A 16,394-nucleotide genomic window follows, 5' to 3' on the forward strand; every position below is an offset into this window, starting at 1 on the left:
CGGGCACGGGGTCAGGTCGGCCTCGCCGTAGGGCCGATCCGAAGCCCCCGCCCTCAGCGCAGGTGGCGGGCGGTGATCTCCGCCGCCGTCTCGTTCACGAGCCGCCCCAGCTCGGCGAGTCGGCCGGGCTCGAAGCGGGAGTCCGGCAGGGAGAGGGCCACCGAGGCCAGCGGGACGCCGTCACCGTCCAGGACGGGGGCCGCGATGGCGCAGACACCCTGAAGGTACTGGTTGTGGTTCACGGCGTATCCACGCTCTTTGACCCGAAGGAGCTCAGTGCGCAGCTCCCTCGGGTCGGTGATGGTCTCCTCGCCGTACCCCTCGAACGTGCCCCTCGTGAACTCGTCGACATCGGGATTGGGGAGATGGGCGAGTATCGCGTGCCCGGCGGCCGTGGCGTGCAGCGGCGAGGTGTCGCCGATGGGGTGGAAGGTCCGTACGGCGTGGTCGCAGTCGACGCGGTCGACGACGACCATGCTGTGCAGCGCGTCGGGCACCGAGAGATGGATGGTCTCGTTCACCGTGTCCCGGAGGCGGATCATGGGTTCGCGGGCGGCGGCGAACAGGCTGGAGCCCTGGAGGGCGGCGGGTCGTACGGCGAGGATGCGGGCGCCGATCTCCCAGCGGGTGGTGTCCTTCCGGTTGGCCCGGAGCCAGCCCGCCTCGTTGAGCGTGACCAGGGTGCGCTGCACGGTTGACTTCGGCAGGCCGAAGAGCTTCGTCAGCTCACCCAGGGTCACGGGCTGATGTCGGGCGACCGCCTCCAGGATGCGCAGTGACCTGGTGACGCTCTTCATTTCCATCCGGGCCCCCATTACTCGTGGCTTCGTCGTGCTCACCTCTTGACTCCTTCCGGAGTCATCGGCATGATCCGTGCCAGATTCTAGCATGGCGTTCCACAATATGGCATGGAGGTAGAGTGGATCCGAGGACCTTCGCGGCGATGAACGGCGGGAGTGCCCTGCCCCCTCCCTGCCGTGCCGCGCGGGGTGGCCGCCCTGGGTCCGGGACCTCCCCCGGCCGGACCCAGGGCGAGGGCCGCCCTGACATGCGACAAGGGCCGGCCCGCACGCTCCGACGCGTGCAAGCCGGCCCTCGCCGGTCCGGGGCCCTCCTGGGCCACCGCCTTCCGTTAGGCGCCCAGTAGGCGCCCGCTGATCTCCGTTGCCGTGCCGGCGACGAGGCCGCCCCACTCGGACTCCCGGTCCGCGTCGTACCGGGAGTCGGGCATCGAGACGGCCACGGCGGCCAGTGGTGTCCCGCTCTCGTCGAGCACGGGCGCGGCGAGGGCGCAGACGCCGGGTCGGAACTGGTTCCGGTTGATCGCGTACCCGTCGGCGCGGATCCGGTCCAGCTCGCGGCGTAGTTCGTCGGGGTCGGCGGGGGTCGTGTCGCTGAAGCGCTCCAGGCCCTGAGTGATGAGTTCCTCGACGTCCCGCTTCGGAAGGTGGGCGAGGATCGCGCGTCCGACGGCGGTGGCGTGCAGTGGAGAGGTGTCACCGATGGTGTGGAAGGTCCGTACGGGGTGGTCGCAGTCGACGCGGTCCACCACGACCATGCACTGCAGTGCGTCGGGCACCGACAGGTGGATGGTCTCGTTCACCGCGTCCCGGAGGCGGATCATGGGTTCGCGGGCGGCGGCGAACAGGCTGGAGCCCTGGAGGGCGGCGGGTCGTACGGCCAGCACCCGGGCGCCGATCTCCCAGCGGGTGGTGTCCTTGCGGTTCGCGCGCAGCCAGCCCGCCTCGGCCAAGGTGACGAGGGTGCGCTGCACGGTCGACTTCGGGAGGCCGAAGAGTTTCGTCAACTCCCCTACGGTGACCGGCTGATGCTGGGCGACCGCCTCCAGGATGCGCAATGACCTGGTCACGCTCTTCATTTCCATCCGGTTTCCCCCTGTTAATGCTCGGAATTTCTGATGGACACCCTCTTGACTCCCCAACGAGCCGCTGTCATTCTCGTGCCAGATTCTAGCACGACGTTCCACAATGTGGCACGGTCCAGCGGAAGAGATTCCGAAGGAGTGGGCCGGCACCGCGAGACACGGCGGCTGTGAGCCGAGAGCCCAGGAAGAGGGCCCGGCCCCCGTCAAACCACCTCGAATCGACCAGCCTCACGCCGGGCGCCCAGCATGCGCCTCGGCGATACGAAAGGAAAGTCCTGTGTCAGCTGCCAGGAAGCGCGTCGCCGTCGTCGGCGTCGGAACGATGGGCAGCCAGGCCGCCTGGCGGCTGGCGGCCCGCGGCGCCGAGGTCGTCGGCTACGACCGGTTCGCCCCCGGCCACGACCGCAGTGCCGCCGGCGGTGAGACCCGCATCTTCCGCAGCGCGCACTTCGAGGACTCCCGCTACGTTCCGCTGCTCAAGCACGCCGACGTCCTGTGGGAGCAGCTCCAGGAGGAGACCGGCCGTGAGCTGCGCCGGCTGACCGGGTGTCTGCTGATGGGGCCGACCGAGCAGCAACAGATGGCCACCGTCCTTCAGTCCATCGCGGAGCACGGCCTCGACCACGAGGTGCTCGACGCCGAGCTTCTCGCGAAGCGATTCCCCCAATACCGCATCGAGGACGGCGACGCGGCCGTGCTCGACCGCCGCGCCGGTTTCATCCGCCCGGAGCTGACCATCCAGACCGCCGCCCGCCGCGCCGAGCAGCTGGGCGCGGTGATCCACCGCTACAGCGCGGTCCGCGAGATCGTCCCCGTCGCGGGCGGCGTCGAGATCCGCACCGACGCCGGCAGCGAGCGCTTCGACACCGCCGTCGTCACCCCCGGCCCCTGGGTCAACGACCTGCTGCCCGACCTGCCGTGGGAAGTGGACGTCCGCCGCCTGGTCAGCGCCTGGTACGTGCCCACCACCCCCGAGGCCTGGTTCGGCGAGGAGCGCCCGGCGTTCATCCGTACGGCACCCACCCACTGCTACGGTCTGCCCTCCCCGGACGGCATCTCCGTCAAGCTCGGCCTCTCCCAGGCCCTGCACCGCCCCGCGGGCGACCCGAACCAGCTGGACCGGACGGTGCAGCCGGAAGAGCTGGAGATCTTCAGCGAGCTGATCGGCCGCTACCTGCCGGACGTGCACCCCGACCCGACCCGCCTCTCCGTCTACATGGAGGGCTACACCGAGAGCAGCCGTCCGCTGGTCGGCCCGCTGCCCGGTGCCGAGAACGTGATCCTCCTCGCCGGCTTCTCCGGCCACGGCTTCAAGCTCTCGCCCGCCTTCGGCGACATCGCCGCCGACCTCGCGCTGGACGGCACCTCGCCCCAGCCCATCGACTTCCTCTCCACCATCGGCCGTACGGAGGCCTGACCATGAGCGACGCCACCCTCTCCGTCGGCTCCCTTCAGGCCCAGCCGGGCACCAAGGCGCGCGGCACCGTCCAGGCGGACCTCGGCACCCTCACCGTCGACATCCCGCTGACCCTGGTCAACGGCTCCCGCCCCGGCCCCCGGGTCGTCATCACCGCGGGTGTGCACGGCGGCGAGTTCCCGCCCATCGACGCCATCGTGCGACTCGCGGACGAGCTGGAACCCGCAGAGGTGCACGGACAAGTGATCATCTGTCCGGTCGCCAACCCTCCCGCCGTGTACCAGGGCCGGCTCAACATCTCCCCGGTCGACGGCGTGAACCTCAACCGCGTCTTCCCCGGCGACCCGGCGGGCGGCCCCACCGAGCGGCTGGCCGCCTGGCTCTTCACCCACCTGGTCGATGGCGCCGACGTCTACATCGACCTGCACTGCGGCGGCATCGACCAGGTCCTGCGGGACTTCGTCGGCTACCGCCTCACCGGTGAACCGGACCTGGACAAGGCGACGGCCGAGCTGGCAGGCTCCTTCGGCATCGAGGACGTCATCCTCGGGCTGACGCCCGAGGGCGGCAACAGCCACGCGGCCGCCGCCCGCCGGGGCATCTCGGCGGTTCTCGTCGAGGTGGGCCAGCTCGGCCAGCGGGACGAGGCCACCGCCCTCCGCCGTGTCGACGGCCTGCTGAAGGCACTTCGCCATCTGGGCGTCCTCGACCAGGACGGTTCCGCCCCGGCACCGATCCGCGAGTGGGTCTGGTCCGCAGGCGTCACCGCCGAGGCCACCGGCCTGTGGTACCCGGAGTTCTCCTTCGACGCCGACGTCATCGGCGAAGTCGCCGAGGGCGACCTCCTCGGCCGCATCGTCGACCCGATCGACGGCCGCGAGCACACGGTCCACGCCCCGGCCGCCGGACGGATCTTCTACGGCATGCACGGCCTCACCGTCGCCCCCGGCAAGGAACTGGCCGCCCTGGCCATCCCGTGGAACCCCGACACGGCCGCGCGGGCCGACACCCTCCGGGCCCCCGGTTTGGGTGCCGGATCCGACGAGGCGGACCCCCGCCCCTAGACCCCCATTCCAGCCGCCCCCCTTCCCAAGTCCCCGGCCGCTCCCCTTCTCACACGGCCAGCACCACCAGGAGGCACACAATGAAAGATGCCCGAATAGACCGCAGACTGTTCCTGCGAGGAATAGGCGGGGTCACGGCGGGTGTCGCCGCCGCGACCGCCCTCTCCGCCTGCGGTACCGGGACCAGCCGGTCCGTCGGCAGCGGTGGCAAGGGCGGCAAGACGGTGGTCGTCCGTGACAGCCCGAGCCGCACACCGGTTCCACGTTCGACCTCATCGGCAGCATCGGGATCGCCATCACCGTGCTCCTGTGCCTGACGGTGGCGTTGGACCGACTGCCGTGGCTGCGCCGGCCGGCGACTCCGTTCATCGCCGTCGGCACCATGTCCCTGACCCTCTACGTGAGCCACATCCTGGTGATCCTCGCCCTGCCCGGCGAATCTGTCACCCCACCGCAGTCCGCCTCCTTCGAGCTGCTGCTCTGCTTCGTTGTCGGGGCCACCCTGTTCGCGGCGATCTGGTCCCGCTTCTTCCGCCGCGGACCGCTGGAGTACCTGCTCAACGGCGCCACCAAACTGGCGAACCGCGTCCGCTGAGCCCAGGCGGGCACCCCGGGAAGTCCGGACAAAGAAGTGGCTGCTGTCCGGGAGCGCCCTGGGGCGGGCGAGTCGGCCTCCGGCTTGCGGGCCGGCCGCAGCCCCCTCTCGACGCGCATCGCCGGTCTGTCGGGCGGCGCACCGCCCCACGGCACGAATGTGCGGTGCCCGCGTGGCCTTCCGCCTCTCACCTGCCGTTCCGCCTCCACACTGATCGAAGGACCTTCGCCATGGCCACCATCCCCACCGCCCGGACCACCGGCTCCCATGGCCTTGGCCGGGAAGCGCCCCGCCGCGCCGACCGGCCGGAAGCTCCGGCGCGCTGGGAGCGCCCGGCGCTGGCCGCGGTGCTGGGCGTCGCCGCACTGCTGTACTCCTGGGGCATGGGGCACGCCGCGATCCACCCCTACTACAGCTCGGCGGTACGGTCGATGGCCACCAGTTGGCGGGCCTTCTTCTTCGGCGGTCTCGACACCAGCGGTTCGATCACCCTCGACAAGGTGCCCGGCGCCTTCTGGCCCGATGCCGTCTCCGTATGGATCTTCGGGCCGCACACGTGGGCGGCCGCGCTGCCCCATGTGATCGAGGGGGTGCTCACCGTATGGCTGCTGCACCGGATCGTACGGGCATGGGCCGGGCCGTTCGCCGCCCTGATCGCCGCGCTGACGCTCACCTTCACTCCGGTCACCGTGGTACTGAACAGGGCCACCATCCCGGACACGGCACTCACCCTGCTGCTGGTGGCAGCCGCCGGAGCCCTGCAGAAGGCGGTGCGAACCGGGCGGCTGCTCCCGCTGATCACGTGTGGTGTCTGGGTCGGGCTCGCTTTCCAGACGAAGATGCTGCAAGCCTGGCTCGTACTGCCGGTCTTCGCCGTGGTCTATCAACTCACAGCGGTCGACTCGCCGTTGCGGAGGGCTCTGCGCCTGCTGCTCAGCGGTGCGGTCACGCTGGCCGTCTCCTGCTCCTGGGCGCTGATCGCGTGGATGACTCCCGCAGACAACCGCCCGTATGTCGACGCTACGTCGAACAACAACCCCTTCAGCCTGGTCTTCGGCTACAACGGCCTGAGTCGCTTCAGCGACGACGGCACCGCGTTCGGCGCCGTCCCGGCCACCGCCGCCAGCCGTGTCTCCGGAAACACCGGCTGGGGGATGCTCGTCAACCACACCGTCGGCCCGCAGATCGCCTGGTTCCTGCCGCTCGCCGTGCTCGCCGTCGTCACGGCCCTGGTCTGGCGCGCCCGCGAGCCGCGAACCGACCTGCTGCGTGCGGGTTTCCTCCTCTGGGGCGGTTGGCTCGCCATCCATGCTGTGGTGTTCAGCGTCTCCAATGGCAATCACGTCTACTACACGGCCGTGCTCGCACCGGCGATCGCCGCGCTTGCCGGAGGCGGGCTCGCGCTCTTCCGGTCCGCGTACGAGGCGGGCGGCCGACGACGGCTGTGGCTGCCGTCGGCGATCGTGCTGACGGTGGCCTGGGCGCTCGTACTCGACCGGCCGACCTGGTTCGCCTCCCGGTTGCTGGTGTTCGCCGTGATCTTCGCGGTGTGCGGGACGTTCGGCCTGTGGTCCAGCGGGTCACGCGCCTCCCGGGGGCTGGTCCAGGGCTCTCTGGCCGCCGGAATCGCGGCCACTCTGCTCGTACCCGCCGGCTGGGCCGTCTCGTCCCTCCACCCGCGCTACGCGGGCGCCTCCACGTCCCCGACGGCCGGTCCGGTCGGCGAGTTCTACCACAGGGCTCTCCACGACCCGTCCGCTCTCCGCCGGGCCGAGCTCGACCGGCCCAGCGCCCGCGACACCGCCCTGCTGGACTACCTCATCGCGCACCGCAAGGGTGAGAAGTACCTGCTCGCGACCCAGGCCGCCTACCCCGCGGAACGCCTGCTGCGCGCTCAGGCCCAACCCATGCTCGTCATGGGCGGATTCACCGGGAAGGCCCCCTTCCCCAGCGCCCCGCAGCTCGGCAACCTGATCGCCACTCACCAACTCCGCTACGTGCTGCTCACTCACCTGCGACCCACCACCCCCGCCACGACGTGGGTGAAGTCCCACTGCAAGCGCATCCGCTCCGGGGCCTACGGCTGGCGCACCCGGGGCAACTTCGGCCTCTACGACTGTTTCACCCCCGCCGATCGGCGGGGGTGAAACAGTCGACTGCCGGATGGGCAAGGAAGGAGAAATGCAAAATAATCCTCGCGGGTAATTATCGTCTCGCCCACGGGTCGACCCATCACAATTGTTCACATTTCGCGAAGCCTAAATTCACCATGCTCACAGATGTGGCAAACGATCAGGTCATGCGGGTTGTGACAGTCTTTCGGTGAGCACCGTCACACCTCCCCGATAAACCGGCGAAGCATTCCCGTCGTCAGGTAGGTCGAGAACTTCTTTTCGTTGCTTCACGCGACATCGACAGAGCCTGGAAAGGATTCTTCTTGACCACCACTCGATCTCCGATATCCACGCAGCGCCCGGCTCGGCGTCGGGCGGACATGGCTGTGCTGGGAGGTGTGCGGCCGCCACTGGCGGCCCTGCCGGTTCTGTTAGCCCTCGTCGCGGGCCTGACGGTGTTCGCGGTCGGGAGCGATGCCGAACGGGGCGTCCCCGAGGCCGTCCTCAGCTCCCAGCAGCACATCGCCGAGGACGGGGCGGTGGCGCTGCAGGGCGCCGTCGACCAGAGCGTCACCGATCTGCGGGCAGCGGCCGCGGACTTCGGCGGCTCCAAGTCTGTACCGGCGGAGGGAATGCTGACCCGCCTCGACCGGGCCTACCCCAAGTGGCGGGGTACCGCCGTCGTCGATGTGTCCACCGGTCGGCTGCTCGCCTCGCAGGGCGAGGCCGTACCGCTCGGGAAGGTGAACCTTCGTGGACTGCCGGCGAACCCGCCTCCGAGACTGGTGCGGGACGACTCGGGCGTCACCCGGCTGCTGGTCTTCGCGACGCTGTCGCAAGGCGGCAGGCAGGAGTTGCTCGTCGCCTCCCAGAGCCTGAAGCTGCCGGGCATCTCCGTCGGCAGGAATCACACGCTCAACGTCGTGGACCGTGACGGGGCCACTCTCACCTCGGCCGGGCCGGGATCCGGCACCGACCGTGCCAAGTCGCTGGCCGGCACCGCCGCCCGCGCGGCGCAGAGCAGGGGACCGTCGGAAACCGCCGCCGGCGGCTTCGACGGTCCGAGCGGCAGTCTCGTCAGGGCGGCGGACGGCAACACCCGTACCGCCGTCGGATACGCCGCAGTGGCCCGAGGGCCTGCCGCGAAAGAGAGTCCGAGCAGCGCACTCGGACTGACGGTCGTCACGACGGTGCGAACCGAGCGTCATGAGGCAGGGACCGGTGACCTTCGTCTCGCCCTCCTCGCCGCGGCCGTGCTACTGGCCCTCGCTGCCGGGGTCACCGCCGCCCTCCACCTGGTGGTGCAGCGGCCTGTGCTGCGGTTGCGTCGCGAAGCGCTAAGGCTCGGCTCGGGTGATCTCACGGCTCCCGTCCGCGTAGCCCGCTTCGGGGAACCTGCCCGGGTCGGCGCCGCGCTGGAGGCACTGCGCCTGCAACTCCGTGGCAGAGGCGGGCCGTCGCAGGAGACGGTCGCGCAGCCACCGGCCAAGGGGCCTGTTCCGCGCGGGACGGGCAAGGGCCCGCGTCGGCTCGGACTGCGCGCCGTACTTGTGGTGTGCGCGTTCGCTCTGCTGGCCTGGCCCGCGTCGATGCTGCTGACGCTCGGCAGCACCTTGCCGCACCCGGCCGCGGTCGTACCGCGGCTGATCTCCGACGACCAGCGGCAACGCACCGAGACGACGGCGGATCGCCTGCGCAGGGGGATCAACGACGGATACGCGGATCTCGCCCATCTCGCCACCGTGATCGACGCGTCCCGGTCGAAGGAGGCGCGCAAGGTCCTCGACCGATCCCTGGAGCAGCACAGCCGATATCGGTCCCTGTACATCGTCGACGGCGCCGGCAAGATCCTCGTCCGCGCCGGTGGTGAACCCCGTACCCCGAAGAAGGTCCGCATCAGGCCCGGGGTCAGGCAGACGAACACCTCCGGCACGGAACCGGTGCTCGCCGCCGTGGCCGCTCAGCCGGTCAAGGGTGCGTCGGCGAGGTCAGGACACCGCTATGTCGTGGGTGAGTTCAAGGTCCAGTACCTGACCGGCATCCTCAACCGGCCCGGTCTCGGCTCGGTGTGGCTGGTGGACTCCGCGCATCGGGTCATCGCGTCCAACAAGGGGTTCGTGGCCTTCGGGCGGGTCTCCGACGGCCGGCTGCGGGCCCGGATGAAGGCCGTCCGCACGACCAAGGGCTCCGCTGAGCTGCTGCTCGGCCGGCGGGATCCGGCGGTCGCCGCGGTGGCGCCGTTCAACGAGAAGCGGGGCGTCGCGGGCGCACTCGGCTGGAAGGTCGCCTCCATCAAGCCGGTGTTCTGGATCGGGCTGCCCGAGTACGAGGCGCAGCGGCGGATCATGCTCGTCGGTCTGCTGGGACTGACGACGGGCGCCCTCTGCCTCGGCTGGCTGTACCTCGTCGTCGTACGTCCGCTGCGTGAAGTCGCCCAGGGCGCTGAGGCGTTGGCGGCCGGGGACCGCAGAACGGTGCTCTACCCGCGCTACCACGACGAGGTGGGATCCGTCGCCCGCAGCCTCGAACTGATCAGACAGCGACTCCCCCGCACCGACGCACCGCCCGCGCCCGGTTCCCCGGACGGGGCGCACACCCCCTCCACTTCCCCGTCCGGCCCCGGTCCCAGGAGCTGACTCGCCGTGCTCTTCCTGTACTGCGTCCTCGCGACGTGCTGCGCCGGCCTGCTCGTCGCAGGCATCGTCGAACAGCGCCGCCATGACGCGAATCTCGCTGTCATACCCACCCGAGTGCTGGTCAACGGCATTCGCGGCAAGTCCTCCATCACCCGGCTGTGCGCGGGCGCGCTGCGCGGCAGCGGCCTGGTGACCGTCGCCAAGACCACGGGCACCGCGGCCCGGTTCATCCACCCCGATGCCACCGAGGAGCCGGTCTACCGCAAGTTCGGCATCGCCAACGTCGTGGAGCAGATCGGCATCGTCCGGCGGGCCGCCGGCTACCGGCCCGATGTCCTGGTCATGGAGTGCATGGCCGTCATGCCCGCACTCCAGGAGATCAACCAGTCCAAGCTGATCCGCTCCACCATCGGCGTGCTCTGCAACGTCCGCGAGGACCATCTCGCCGAGATGGGCCCGACGTTGGACGACGTGGCCCGCTCCCTGTGCCGGTCCCTGCCGGAGGGCGGCGTCTGTGTCACCGCGGAGAAAGAGCGCTTCCACATCCTCCAGGAGGAGGCCGACGCCCGGAACTGCGAGCTGATCTACGCCGACCCGGAAACCGTCACCGACGAGGAACTGCGCGGCTTCAGCTGGTTCACCTTCAAGGAGAACGTCGCCATCGCACTCGCGGTCGCCGAACTGCTCGGCGTCGACCGCGCGACCGCGCTGAAGGGAATGTACGAGGCGCCACCGGACCCGGGCGTGCTGTCCGTCGAGCGGTACCGCACCCCTGACGAAAAGCGGCTGCGATTCGCGAACGTCTTCGCAGCCAACGACCCCGAGTCGACGCTGATGAACATCAACCAGCTGCTCGAACTGGGCGCGATCCACCGTCCGTTGCACGTCGTCATCAACTGCCGTCCCGACCGTGTGGAGCGCAACGGGCAGATGGGCGCGCTCATCCCCCAGCTCGACCCGGAGACGGTGTTCCTCATCGGCCACCCCACCAAGTCGGCCGCCGACGCCATACCCACCCACTGGACCGGGAACATCGTCGATCTCGGCGGCGACCGCCGCGACCCCGACCTGCTCACCACGGACCTGCTGGCTCACCTGGGGCCGGACTCCTCGCTCGTCGCCATCGGCAACATCCACGGCCAGGGCGAACTCTTCCTGGAGCGGCTCGCGGCACTCGCGCCCGACCACGTCGACGCCGCCGCCGACCCCGCCGACCCGAGCGACGCCCCCGCATCACTCGTCGCCCACCACAACTCCTCGCATGGAGCATCCCGTTGATCCCCGCAGTAGTCACCCCCCAGATCGCAGCCATCGGCATCGCCCTCGGTCTGGTGTTCTCCCTCCTGTGCTACCTGACCACGAACCTCTCACCGGGCGGCATGATCACCCCCGGCTGGCTGGCCCTCACCCTCGTCGATGATCTGCGGCGCGCCGCCATGGTCGCGGGCGTGGCAGCCCTGACCTACCTGCTGACCAAGCTGCTGCAGCGCTTCGTCATCCTCTACGGCAAGCGGCTGTTCGCCGCCGTCGTGCTCACCGGTGTCCTGCTCCAGGCCGGGCTCTCCTTGTTGCTCCAGCAGGAGTTCCCCATGCTGTTCGCCCATCAGGCCCTCGGGTTCATCGTCCCCGGTCTCATCGCCTACCAGCTCGAGAGGCAGCCCAAGACAGCGACGGTCCTCTCCACCGGCGCGGTCACGTTCGCCACCTACGTGATTCTGGTGTCCGGGCTGCTGCTGGGCGCCCTGCCCACGAAATGAGCCGCCCCCTCACCGGCCTGCGGCGCCATCTCCCCTTCCCCCCATCGGAGTTGACCAGTGAAACGCCTCCAGCCCAGAATCCGTAGGTTCTCCCGGACCAGGAACGCGACCCTGTTCCTGGTGACAGCCGTCCTGCTCGCGGCGAGCTGCGGGCTGTCCCTGCAGCTCAGGCACCGTATCGACAAGCCGACGGCATCGCCGGTACCGTCGGCATCACAGGTGTCACGGGCATCACTGGCGTCACCGGGTGCCGGAATCCGGGTCAGGAGCGGCTCGCTGCACTTCGAGCGGATCGGCAACCCCGCCCGCACGGTCGCCCGCGACCAGCGCGGCGCCGTCATCGCCACGTTCACCGACGGCGCCCGTACGGCCGTACTGACCGGGCCCAGCAGGACGTTCGCGGAGCCGCGTACGACGGATGCCAAGGTCGTCACCAAGAGCTGGGTGCGGCTGCTGCCCAAGGCATGGGCCCGTGGCGCGGAGAAGAGCGGCTGGTTCAAGACCTGGCTCAGGTCCCGGCTCGGCAGCCGCGACCCCGACATCCTCGCCACGGCCTTCGACTACATCGCCGGTGCCCCGGTCCGGACGACGGCAGCGGGAGTCAAATACAGCGGTGCCGCCCGCTACACACCCGGCACCGCCGGCGACTCCGGGCGTGCCGGGCAAAGGAAGCCGAAGCCGCGCACGGGCTCGGACTTCTACGACTACCTGGGCATCCCCTGGACCTTCCCCGACAAGGTCACCCGCACCCCGGAGAAGGACCGCGCACGCTCCGTCGACAGCTCCGGCTATGTCCGGCTGGTGTACGGATATCGCTCGGGGTTCCCGCTGAACAGCAGGGACAGCGCGGCGGGCAACGGGCTGCAGCGGACCCCCGACGCGATCGCCCACGGGCGGCTCGGCCTACCCGTGATCCCCCTCAGCAACCGCCGCCCCGCTGTCATCCAGCAGCTCCAGCCCGGCGACCTGGTCTTCTTCAGAACAAAGGAGCTGCCCGGCGGACGGATCGGCCACATCGGTATCTACCTCGGCCTGGACACCGCCGACCACCCTCGCTTCATCTCCAGCCGGAAGAACGCGGGCGGCCCCACCATGGGTGACAAGGGCGGCACCTCACGGCTCGACGGTGACGGCTACTACGCCCAAGGGCTGCGCGCGGCCCGCCGCCTCTGACTGCGCTCCGACCGGGTCGAGGCCCGCGCCCTGGTCCACGAGAGAGACTCGACGCCTACCTGGTCAAGCCGTTCTCCCGGGATCTGAGCCCGAAGAGGGCTCAGATCCCGGGAGCGGGCGTCATCCGGCGGTCAGAGTGGTCCACTTCTGGTTGGAGCCGCCGTGGCAGTCCCACAGATGGAGCTGCGTGCCGTCGGTCGTGGAGGAGCCCGGAATGTCGAGGCAGCGGCCGGAGGCGGGGTTGCGGTAGCCGCCGTTGTAGGGCTGCCAGACCTGGTTGGCACCGCCGTGGCAGGTCCAGAGCTGCACCTTGGTGCCGTTGGCGGTACCGTAGCCGGCGGCGTCGAGGCACTTGCCCATGGAGCGCAGGGTGCCGTTGGTGTAGAGCGACCAGAGCTGGTTGGCGTTGCCGCTGCAGCTCCAGATCTGGACGGCGGTCCCGTCGGCGGTGCCGGCGCCGTTGACATCCATGCACTTGCCGGCGATGCCCGACTGCACGGGGGCGGGGGCGGGGGCGGGGTTCCTCAGCCACCCTGCGCTGTCCGCGGCCTGGACGCCGCGGTGGAAGGCGTCGGCCATCTTCTGATAGCCCGAGTCGTTGGGATGCAGGGGGTCGTCCAGGTCGGCCGTGGTCAGGCTGCTCATGTCGACGAACGCGACGCGCTTGCCCGCGGCCTGTGCGTCGCTGACGATTTGCCGGGTGGCCTGGTTGTACGTGCCCCGCCACCGCTCCTCCGAGCTGCTGGTGGACACGACCAGGGAGGCGACGAGGACGGTTGCGTCGGGGACGTCGGCGGTGATCTGGTTGACCAGCGACCTCAGCCGGGCGATGGCAGTGTCGACCTCCGAGGCCCCTTGGAGGTCGTTGGTACCGATATGCAGCGTCACGACGTTGGGCCGGTAGCGGGTCAGCGAGGCGTCGGCGAGTGCGGCGATCTGGTCGATGCGATATCCGGAGTGGCCTTCGTTGTCGGGGTCGGACATCGAACCGCCCCGCACCGTGCCCACGAAGTCCAGCGGATGGCCGTCCGCCGCGAGCCTGTTCCACAACGGCCCCCGGTAGCCGTTGCCCGTGCTGCTTCCCACACCCCACGTGATCGAGTCACCCAACGGCATGACCCGCAAAGGCGTGTCGGAGGCGGCGGAGGCAGGGGCCACACCTGCCGCTGTCACCCCGAGCGCGGCGGCGGCAAGCGTGATCAGGGGGCGAATCCAAGACTTTCTCATGGAGTTTCCTTCTCTGTCGCGAGTGATTGCTGAATCAGCGGGGCTGATCGCCGCCCGGCCGTACCAGGGTGTGATGCGTGACGGCGCCCCCTCGGCTTCCGGCTCTCCGAACACGAGGGCGCCGTGGGGGCTCGTGATCACGGCCGGAGCACCGCCACGCCGTAGCGGCCGAGGGTCACCCCGTCGGTGACGGTCTCCGCTGTCAGCAGGTCGTGGTGGGTGGCGGCCGCGGGTCGCTTCACTCAGTCGGGCATCAGGCGGGGTCCCCGTACTGCACGCCGCGTCCGTTGGTGCCGAGGTAGACCCGGCCGTACACGCGCGGGTCGCCAGTGATGGCGGCGCCGGTCCAGCCCCACTGGTGCTGGTCGTCGTTGATCCGCGTCCAGGTCTTCGCCTCGTCGTCGGAGCGGTAGACGGCGTTGAAGGTCTCGATGGCGCCGACCATGTAGATCGCCGGGTAGGAAGCGCCCTCGGCGGCCTTGCCGAAGCCCAGGGTGTGTGAGGTATGGCAGCTGCTGACCTTGGTGAAGGTCGCCCCTCCGTCGGTGGAGCGGTACAGCCCGTTCCACTTGAGGCTGAGCCACAGGTCGCCGGTGCGGCCCGGGGCGGCCTTCAACTGGAACTCGGCGTCGCCCGTGGCCAGGCCGGTGGCCCCCGCGGTGAAGGTCAGGCCGCCGTCGGTGCTGGCGAACACCGTGCCGGTCGTGGTGTCGAAGGCGTAGAAGCGGGTCGGGTCGACGGGGTCCGGGACCGGGGCTGCGCCCTTCGGGAAGGAGGCGACCTCGGACCAGGTGGCGCCGTTGTCGGCCGAGCGGTATCCGGGGTTCGCCGTGCCGAAGGACCACAGCAGCACGCCGCCGTCGGCGCTGGTGGCGATCGGCCCCGGCGCGTCCTTGGCGACGGCGGGCTGCGTCTCGAAGGGGGCCCAGGTCTTGCCGCCGTCGTTCGAGTAGGCGCCGTTGCCGTCGTTGCCCCAGCCCGCCCGGACCACGTACGACGGCTTGGCCGGGGCCAGCGACAGGCCGGTGCAGGTGCCGAACACAGGGTTCGACGCCATGCCGCGCGACGGCGACGCCGTGAGCCGCTCGTGGTACATCACCCCGATGTCCCCGTTCCCGCTGAGCAGGTGCGCCTCACCGGTCGGCGGCGAGACCAGCTGGCGGATGGCCGCCTCCTCCACGCCGCGGATCTCCGGGGCCCAGTGCCTGAGGTCGCGGGTGCCGTAGAGGGTCGCTCCGGTGCCGTAGACGACGTGCTCCGAGTCGAACGGGTCGAGGGCCAGGGCCTGGATCCACCAGCCGAACTTGGGCTTGTCGCCGCCCCACTTGAGGTAAGGGGTCTCCGAGACGTCGAGGACGGCCCTGTCCTTCAGGGACGTCCAGGTGCGGCCGCCGTTCGTGGAGCGGAAGACGGTGTCGATCTCGGCCCACCGGTTGTTCGTGGAGACGACGAGCGTGCCGGGGCGGCGGGCGTCGACGGCGACACCGCCGTAGCCGAAGGTGTCGGCCGACCCGTCCGTCGCGGTTCCGCCCGGCTTCACGGGCGTGACCTCGGTCCACTTCCCGTTGGTGGTGCGCAGCTTGTGCACACTGCCGTCGGACTGGCCGTTGGGGCCGGGGGCGTTGGCGTACGTCACGTACAGCTCGCGCGTGTGGCGGTCGTACGCGGCGCGGATCGGCACCTTGGCAGCGGTGCCGGTGGGCCCGCCGGGGACGGGCTCCCAGGTCTTCCCGTCAGCGGTGCGGTACAGGTTCGGCTTGTCCGCCGTGCCGTCGGAGTCGCCCCAGCCGGCGTAGACCGTACGGCCCACGGCGACGAGGAGGGTGACGCCCTGGCCGGTGGCGCTCGGGACGGCCGGGAAGTCCGCGGGCTGCCAAGTGGCGCCACGGTCGGTGGACTTGAGCAGCCCGTCGTGCCGGGTGCCGAGCCACAGGGTGTCGCTGTCGCGCGGGTCGACGAGCAACCGCTCCCCCGCACCCCTCCCGTCCTCGTTGCCGCCCAGCTTCACGGCCAGGTCGGTGCGCTTCCAGGTGGCCCCGCGGTCATCGGACCGCAGTACGGCTCCGTTGCCGGCCCAGGACTGGGTGTAGGCACCGAGGGTCAGGTACAACCGGTTCGGATGGGCCGGGTCGACGGCCATGGCCTCGACGCCGAGCAGGTTCCAGTCGTCCCAGCCGAGGTGATCGATCAGCGGGATCCAGCGGTCGGTCCGGTCGTCCCAGCGGTAGGCGCCGCCGATGTCGGTACGGAGGTAGGCGAGGCCGCGGCAGGAGGGGTGGAAGAGGACGCCGCTGATGAATCCTGTACCGCCCTGGACGGCGTTGCGCCAGCGGTAGGCGGGGGCGGCGGTCTCGCTGCCGTTGTCGGCGGCCTGTGCACGTCCCTGCAGGACCGGCAGGGTGGCGACCGCGGCCGTGGCAGCGGTTCCGGCGAGAACACCTCTTCTGCTGAGACGGAGCGTGCGCATGACATACCTCTTTCTTGTGCAAAGGAGAGGGAGAAAGTGACGCCCTCAGGGGCGCGGGG

The 16,394-nt window shown here is 70.2% G+C and carries 12 protein-coding genes and 1 pseudogene; 8 read left to right on the forward strand and 5 right to left on the reverse strand.

Going from position 1 to position 16,394, the window contains the following annotated elements:
* Positions 1 to 53: 53 nt before the first annotated feature.
* Together CES90_RS45775 and CES90_RS45780 are read right to left on the reverse strand one after the other, a co-directional pair.
* Complete coding sequence (locus tag CES90_RS45775; RefSeq protein ID WP_208921949.1) at positions 54 to 797, reverse strand: IclR family transcriptional regulator; 744 nt, start codon at positions 795 to 797, stop codon at positions 54 to 56.
* Between the two features lie 335 nt (positions 798 to 1,132).
* A complete protein-coding gene (locus CES90_RS45780; protein ID WP_208921951.1) occupies positions 1,133 to 1,879 on the reverse strand; it encodes an IclR family transcriptional regulator in 747 nt (248 codons plus the stop codon).
* Between the two features lie 283 nt (positions 1,880 to 2,162).
* Here CES90_RS45780 and solA point away from each other — a divergent pair, with 283 nt between their 5' ends.
* The 8 genes and pseudogenes from solA (at position 2,163) to CES90_RS45820 (ending at position 12,641) form a co-directional block, all read left to right on the forward strand.
* Positions 2,163 to 3,302 (forward strand): N-methyl-L-tryptophan oxidase, encoded by a 1,140-nt coding sequence (gene solA / locus CES90_RS45785; RefSeq protein ID WP_208921651.1) that lies wholly within the window; start codon positions 2,163 to 2,165, stop codon positions 3,300 to 3,302.
* A gap of 2 nt (positions 3,303 to 3,304) precedes the next feature.
* Positions 3,305 to 4,366, forward strand: a complete 1,062-nt coding sequence (locus tag CES90_RS45790; protein WP_232791389.1) for a M14 family metallopeptidase — start codon at positions 3,305 to 3,307, stop codon at positions 4,364 to 4,366.
* Positions 4,367 to 4,610: 244 nt separating this feature from the next.
* Positions 4,611 to 4,961 (forward strand): annotated as a pseudogene (locus CES90_RS45795) (DUF418 domain-containing protein); the annotation flags it as partial.
* A gap of 230 nt (positions 4,962 to 5,191) precedes the next feature.
* Positions 5,192 to 7,108 (forward strand): ArnT family glycosyltransferase, encoded by a 1,917-nt coding sequence (locus tag CES90_RS45800; RefSeq protein ID WP_189788654.1) that lies wholly within the window; start codon positions 5,192 to 5,194, stop codon positions 7,106 to 7,108.
* Between the two features lie 290 nt (positions 7,109 to 7,398).
* The gene (locus tag CES90_RS45805; protein ID WP_229914539.1) at positions 7,399 to 9,711 is read left to right on the forward strand and encodes a HAMP domain-containing protein; all 2,313 of its coding nucleotides are present in this window, start codon (positions 7,399 to 7,401) and stop codon (positions 9,709 to 9,711) included.
* Positions 9,712 to 9,717: 6 nt separating this feature from the next.
* Positions 9,718 to 10,989 (forward strand): poly-gamma-glutamate synthase PgsB, encoded by a 1,272-nt coding sequence (gene pgsB / locus CES90_RS45810; protein ID WP_189788653.1) that lies wholly within the window; start codon positions 9,718 to 9,720, stop codon positions 10,987 to 10,989.
* Positions 10,986 to 11,468, forward strand: a complete 483-nt coding sequence (locus CES90_RS45815; protein WP_189788652.1) for a poly-gamma-glutamate biosynthesis protein PgsC/CapC — start codon at positions 10,986 to 10,988, stop codon at positions 11,466 to 11,468. Before pgsB ends, CES90_RS45815 begins: the two co-directional genes overlap by 4 nt.
* A 120-nt stretch (positions 11,469 to 11,588) precedes the next feature.
* Complete coding sequence (locus CES90_RS45820) at positions 11,589 to 12,641, forward strand: NlpC/P60 family protein (RefSeq protein WP_229914538.1); 1,053 nt, start codon at positions 11,589 to 11,591, stop codon at positions 12,639 to 12,641.
* Between the two features lie 120 nt (positions 12,642 to 12,761).
* Here CES90_RS45820 and CES90_RS45825 read toward each other — a convergent pair whose 3' ends face one another.
* From CES90_RS45825 to CES90_RS45835, 3 genes are all read right to left on the reverse strand, one after another.
* Positions 12,762 to 13,868 carry an SGNH/GDSL hydrolase family protein gene (locus CES90_RS45825; protein WP_189788651.1) on the reverse strand — a complete coding sequence of 369 codons (1,107 nt, stop codon included), beginning with the start codon at positions 13,866 to 13,868 and terminating at the stop codon, positions 12,762 to 12,764.
* Between the two features lie 137 nt (positions 13,869 to 14,005).
* The gene (locus CES90_RS45830) at positions 14,006 to 14,110 is read right to left on the reverse strand and encodes a Beta-galactosidase C-terminal domain (RefSeq protein ID WP_189788650.1); all 105 of its coding nucleotides are present in this window, start codon (positions 14,108 to 14,110) and stop codon (positions 14,006 to 14,008) included.
* A gap of 11 nt (positions 14,111 to 14,121) precedes the next feature.
* Positions 14,122 to 16,335, reverse strand: a complete 2,214-nt coding sequence (locus CES90_RS45835) for a WD40/YVTN/BNR-like repeat-containing protein (protein WP_189788649.1) — start codon at positions 16,333 to 16,335, stop codon at positions 14,122 to 14,124.
* Between the last annotated feature and the right edge of the window lie 59 nt (positions 16,336 to 16,394).

Origin of the sequence: Streptomyces capitiformicae, assembly GCF_002214185.1 — a bacterium.
Taxonomy (GTDB): domain Bacteria; phylum Actinomycetota; class Actinomycetes; order Streptomycetales; family Streptomycetaceae; genus Streptomyces; species Streptomyces capitiformicae.

What these genes read in the sequence shown, in the direction of transcription:
- CES90_RS45775 (WP_208921949.1), bottom strand. Translation starts at nt 797, where the DNA reads ATGAAGAGCGTCACCAGGTCACTGCGCATCCTGGAGGCGGTCGCCCGA.
- CES90_RS45780 (WP_208921951.1), bottom strand. Translation starts at nt 1,879, where the DNA reads ATGAAGAGCGTGACCAGGTCATTGCGCATCCTGGAGGCGGTCGCCCAG.
- CES90_RS45790 (WP_232791389.1), top strand. Translation starts at nt 3,305, where the DNA reads ATGAGCGACGCCACCCTCTCCGTCGGCTCCCTTCAGGCCCAGCCGGGC.
- CES90_RS45800 (WP_189788654.1), top strand. Translation starts at nt 5,192, where the DNA reads ATGGCCACCATCCCCACCGCCCGGACCACCGGCTCCCATGGCCTTGGC.
- CES90_RS45825 (WP_189788651.1), bottom strand. Translation starts at nt 13,868, where the DNA reads ATGAGAAAGTCTTGGATTCGCCCCCTGATCACGCTTGCCGCCGCCGCG.
- CES90_RS45835 (WP_189788649.1), bottom strand. Translation starts at nt 16,335, where the DNA reads ATGCGCACGCTCCGTCTCAGCAGAAGAGGTGTTCTCGCCGGAACCGCT.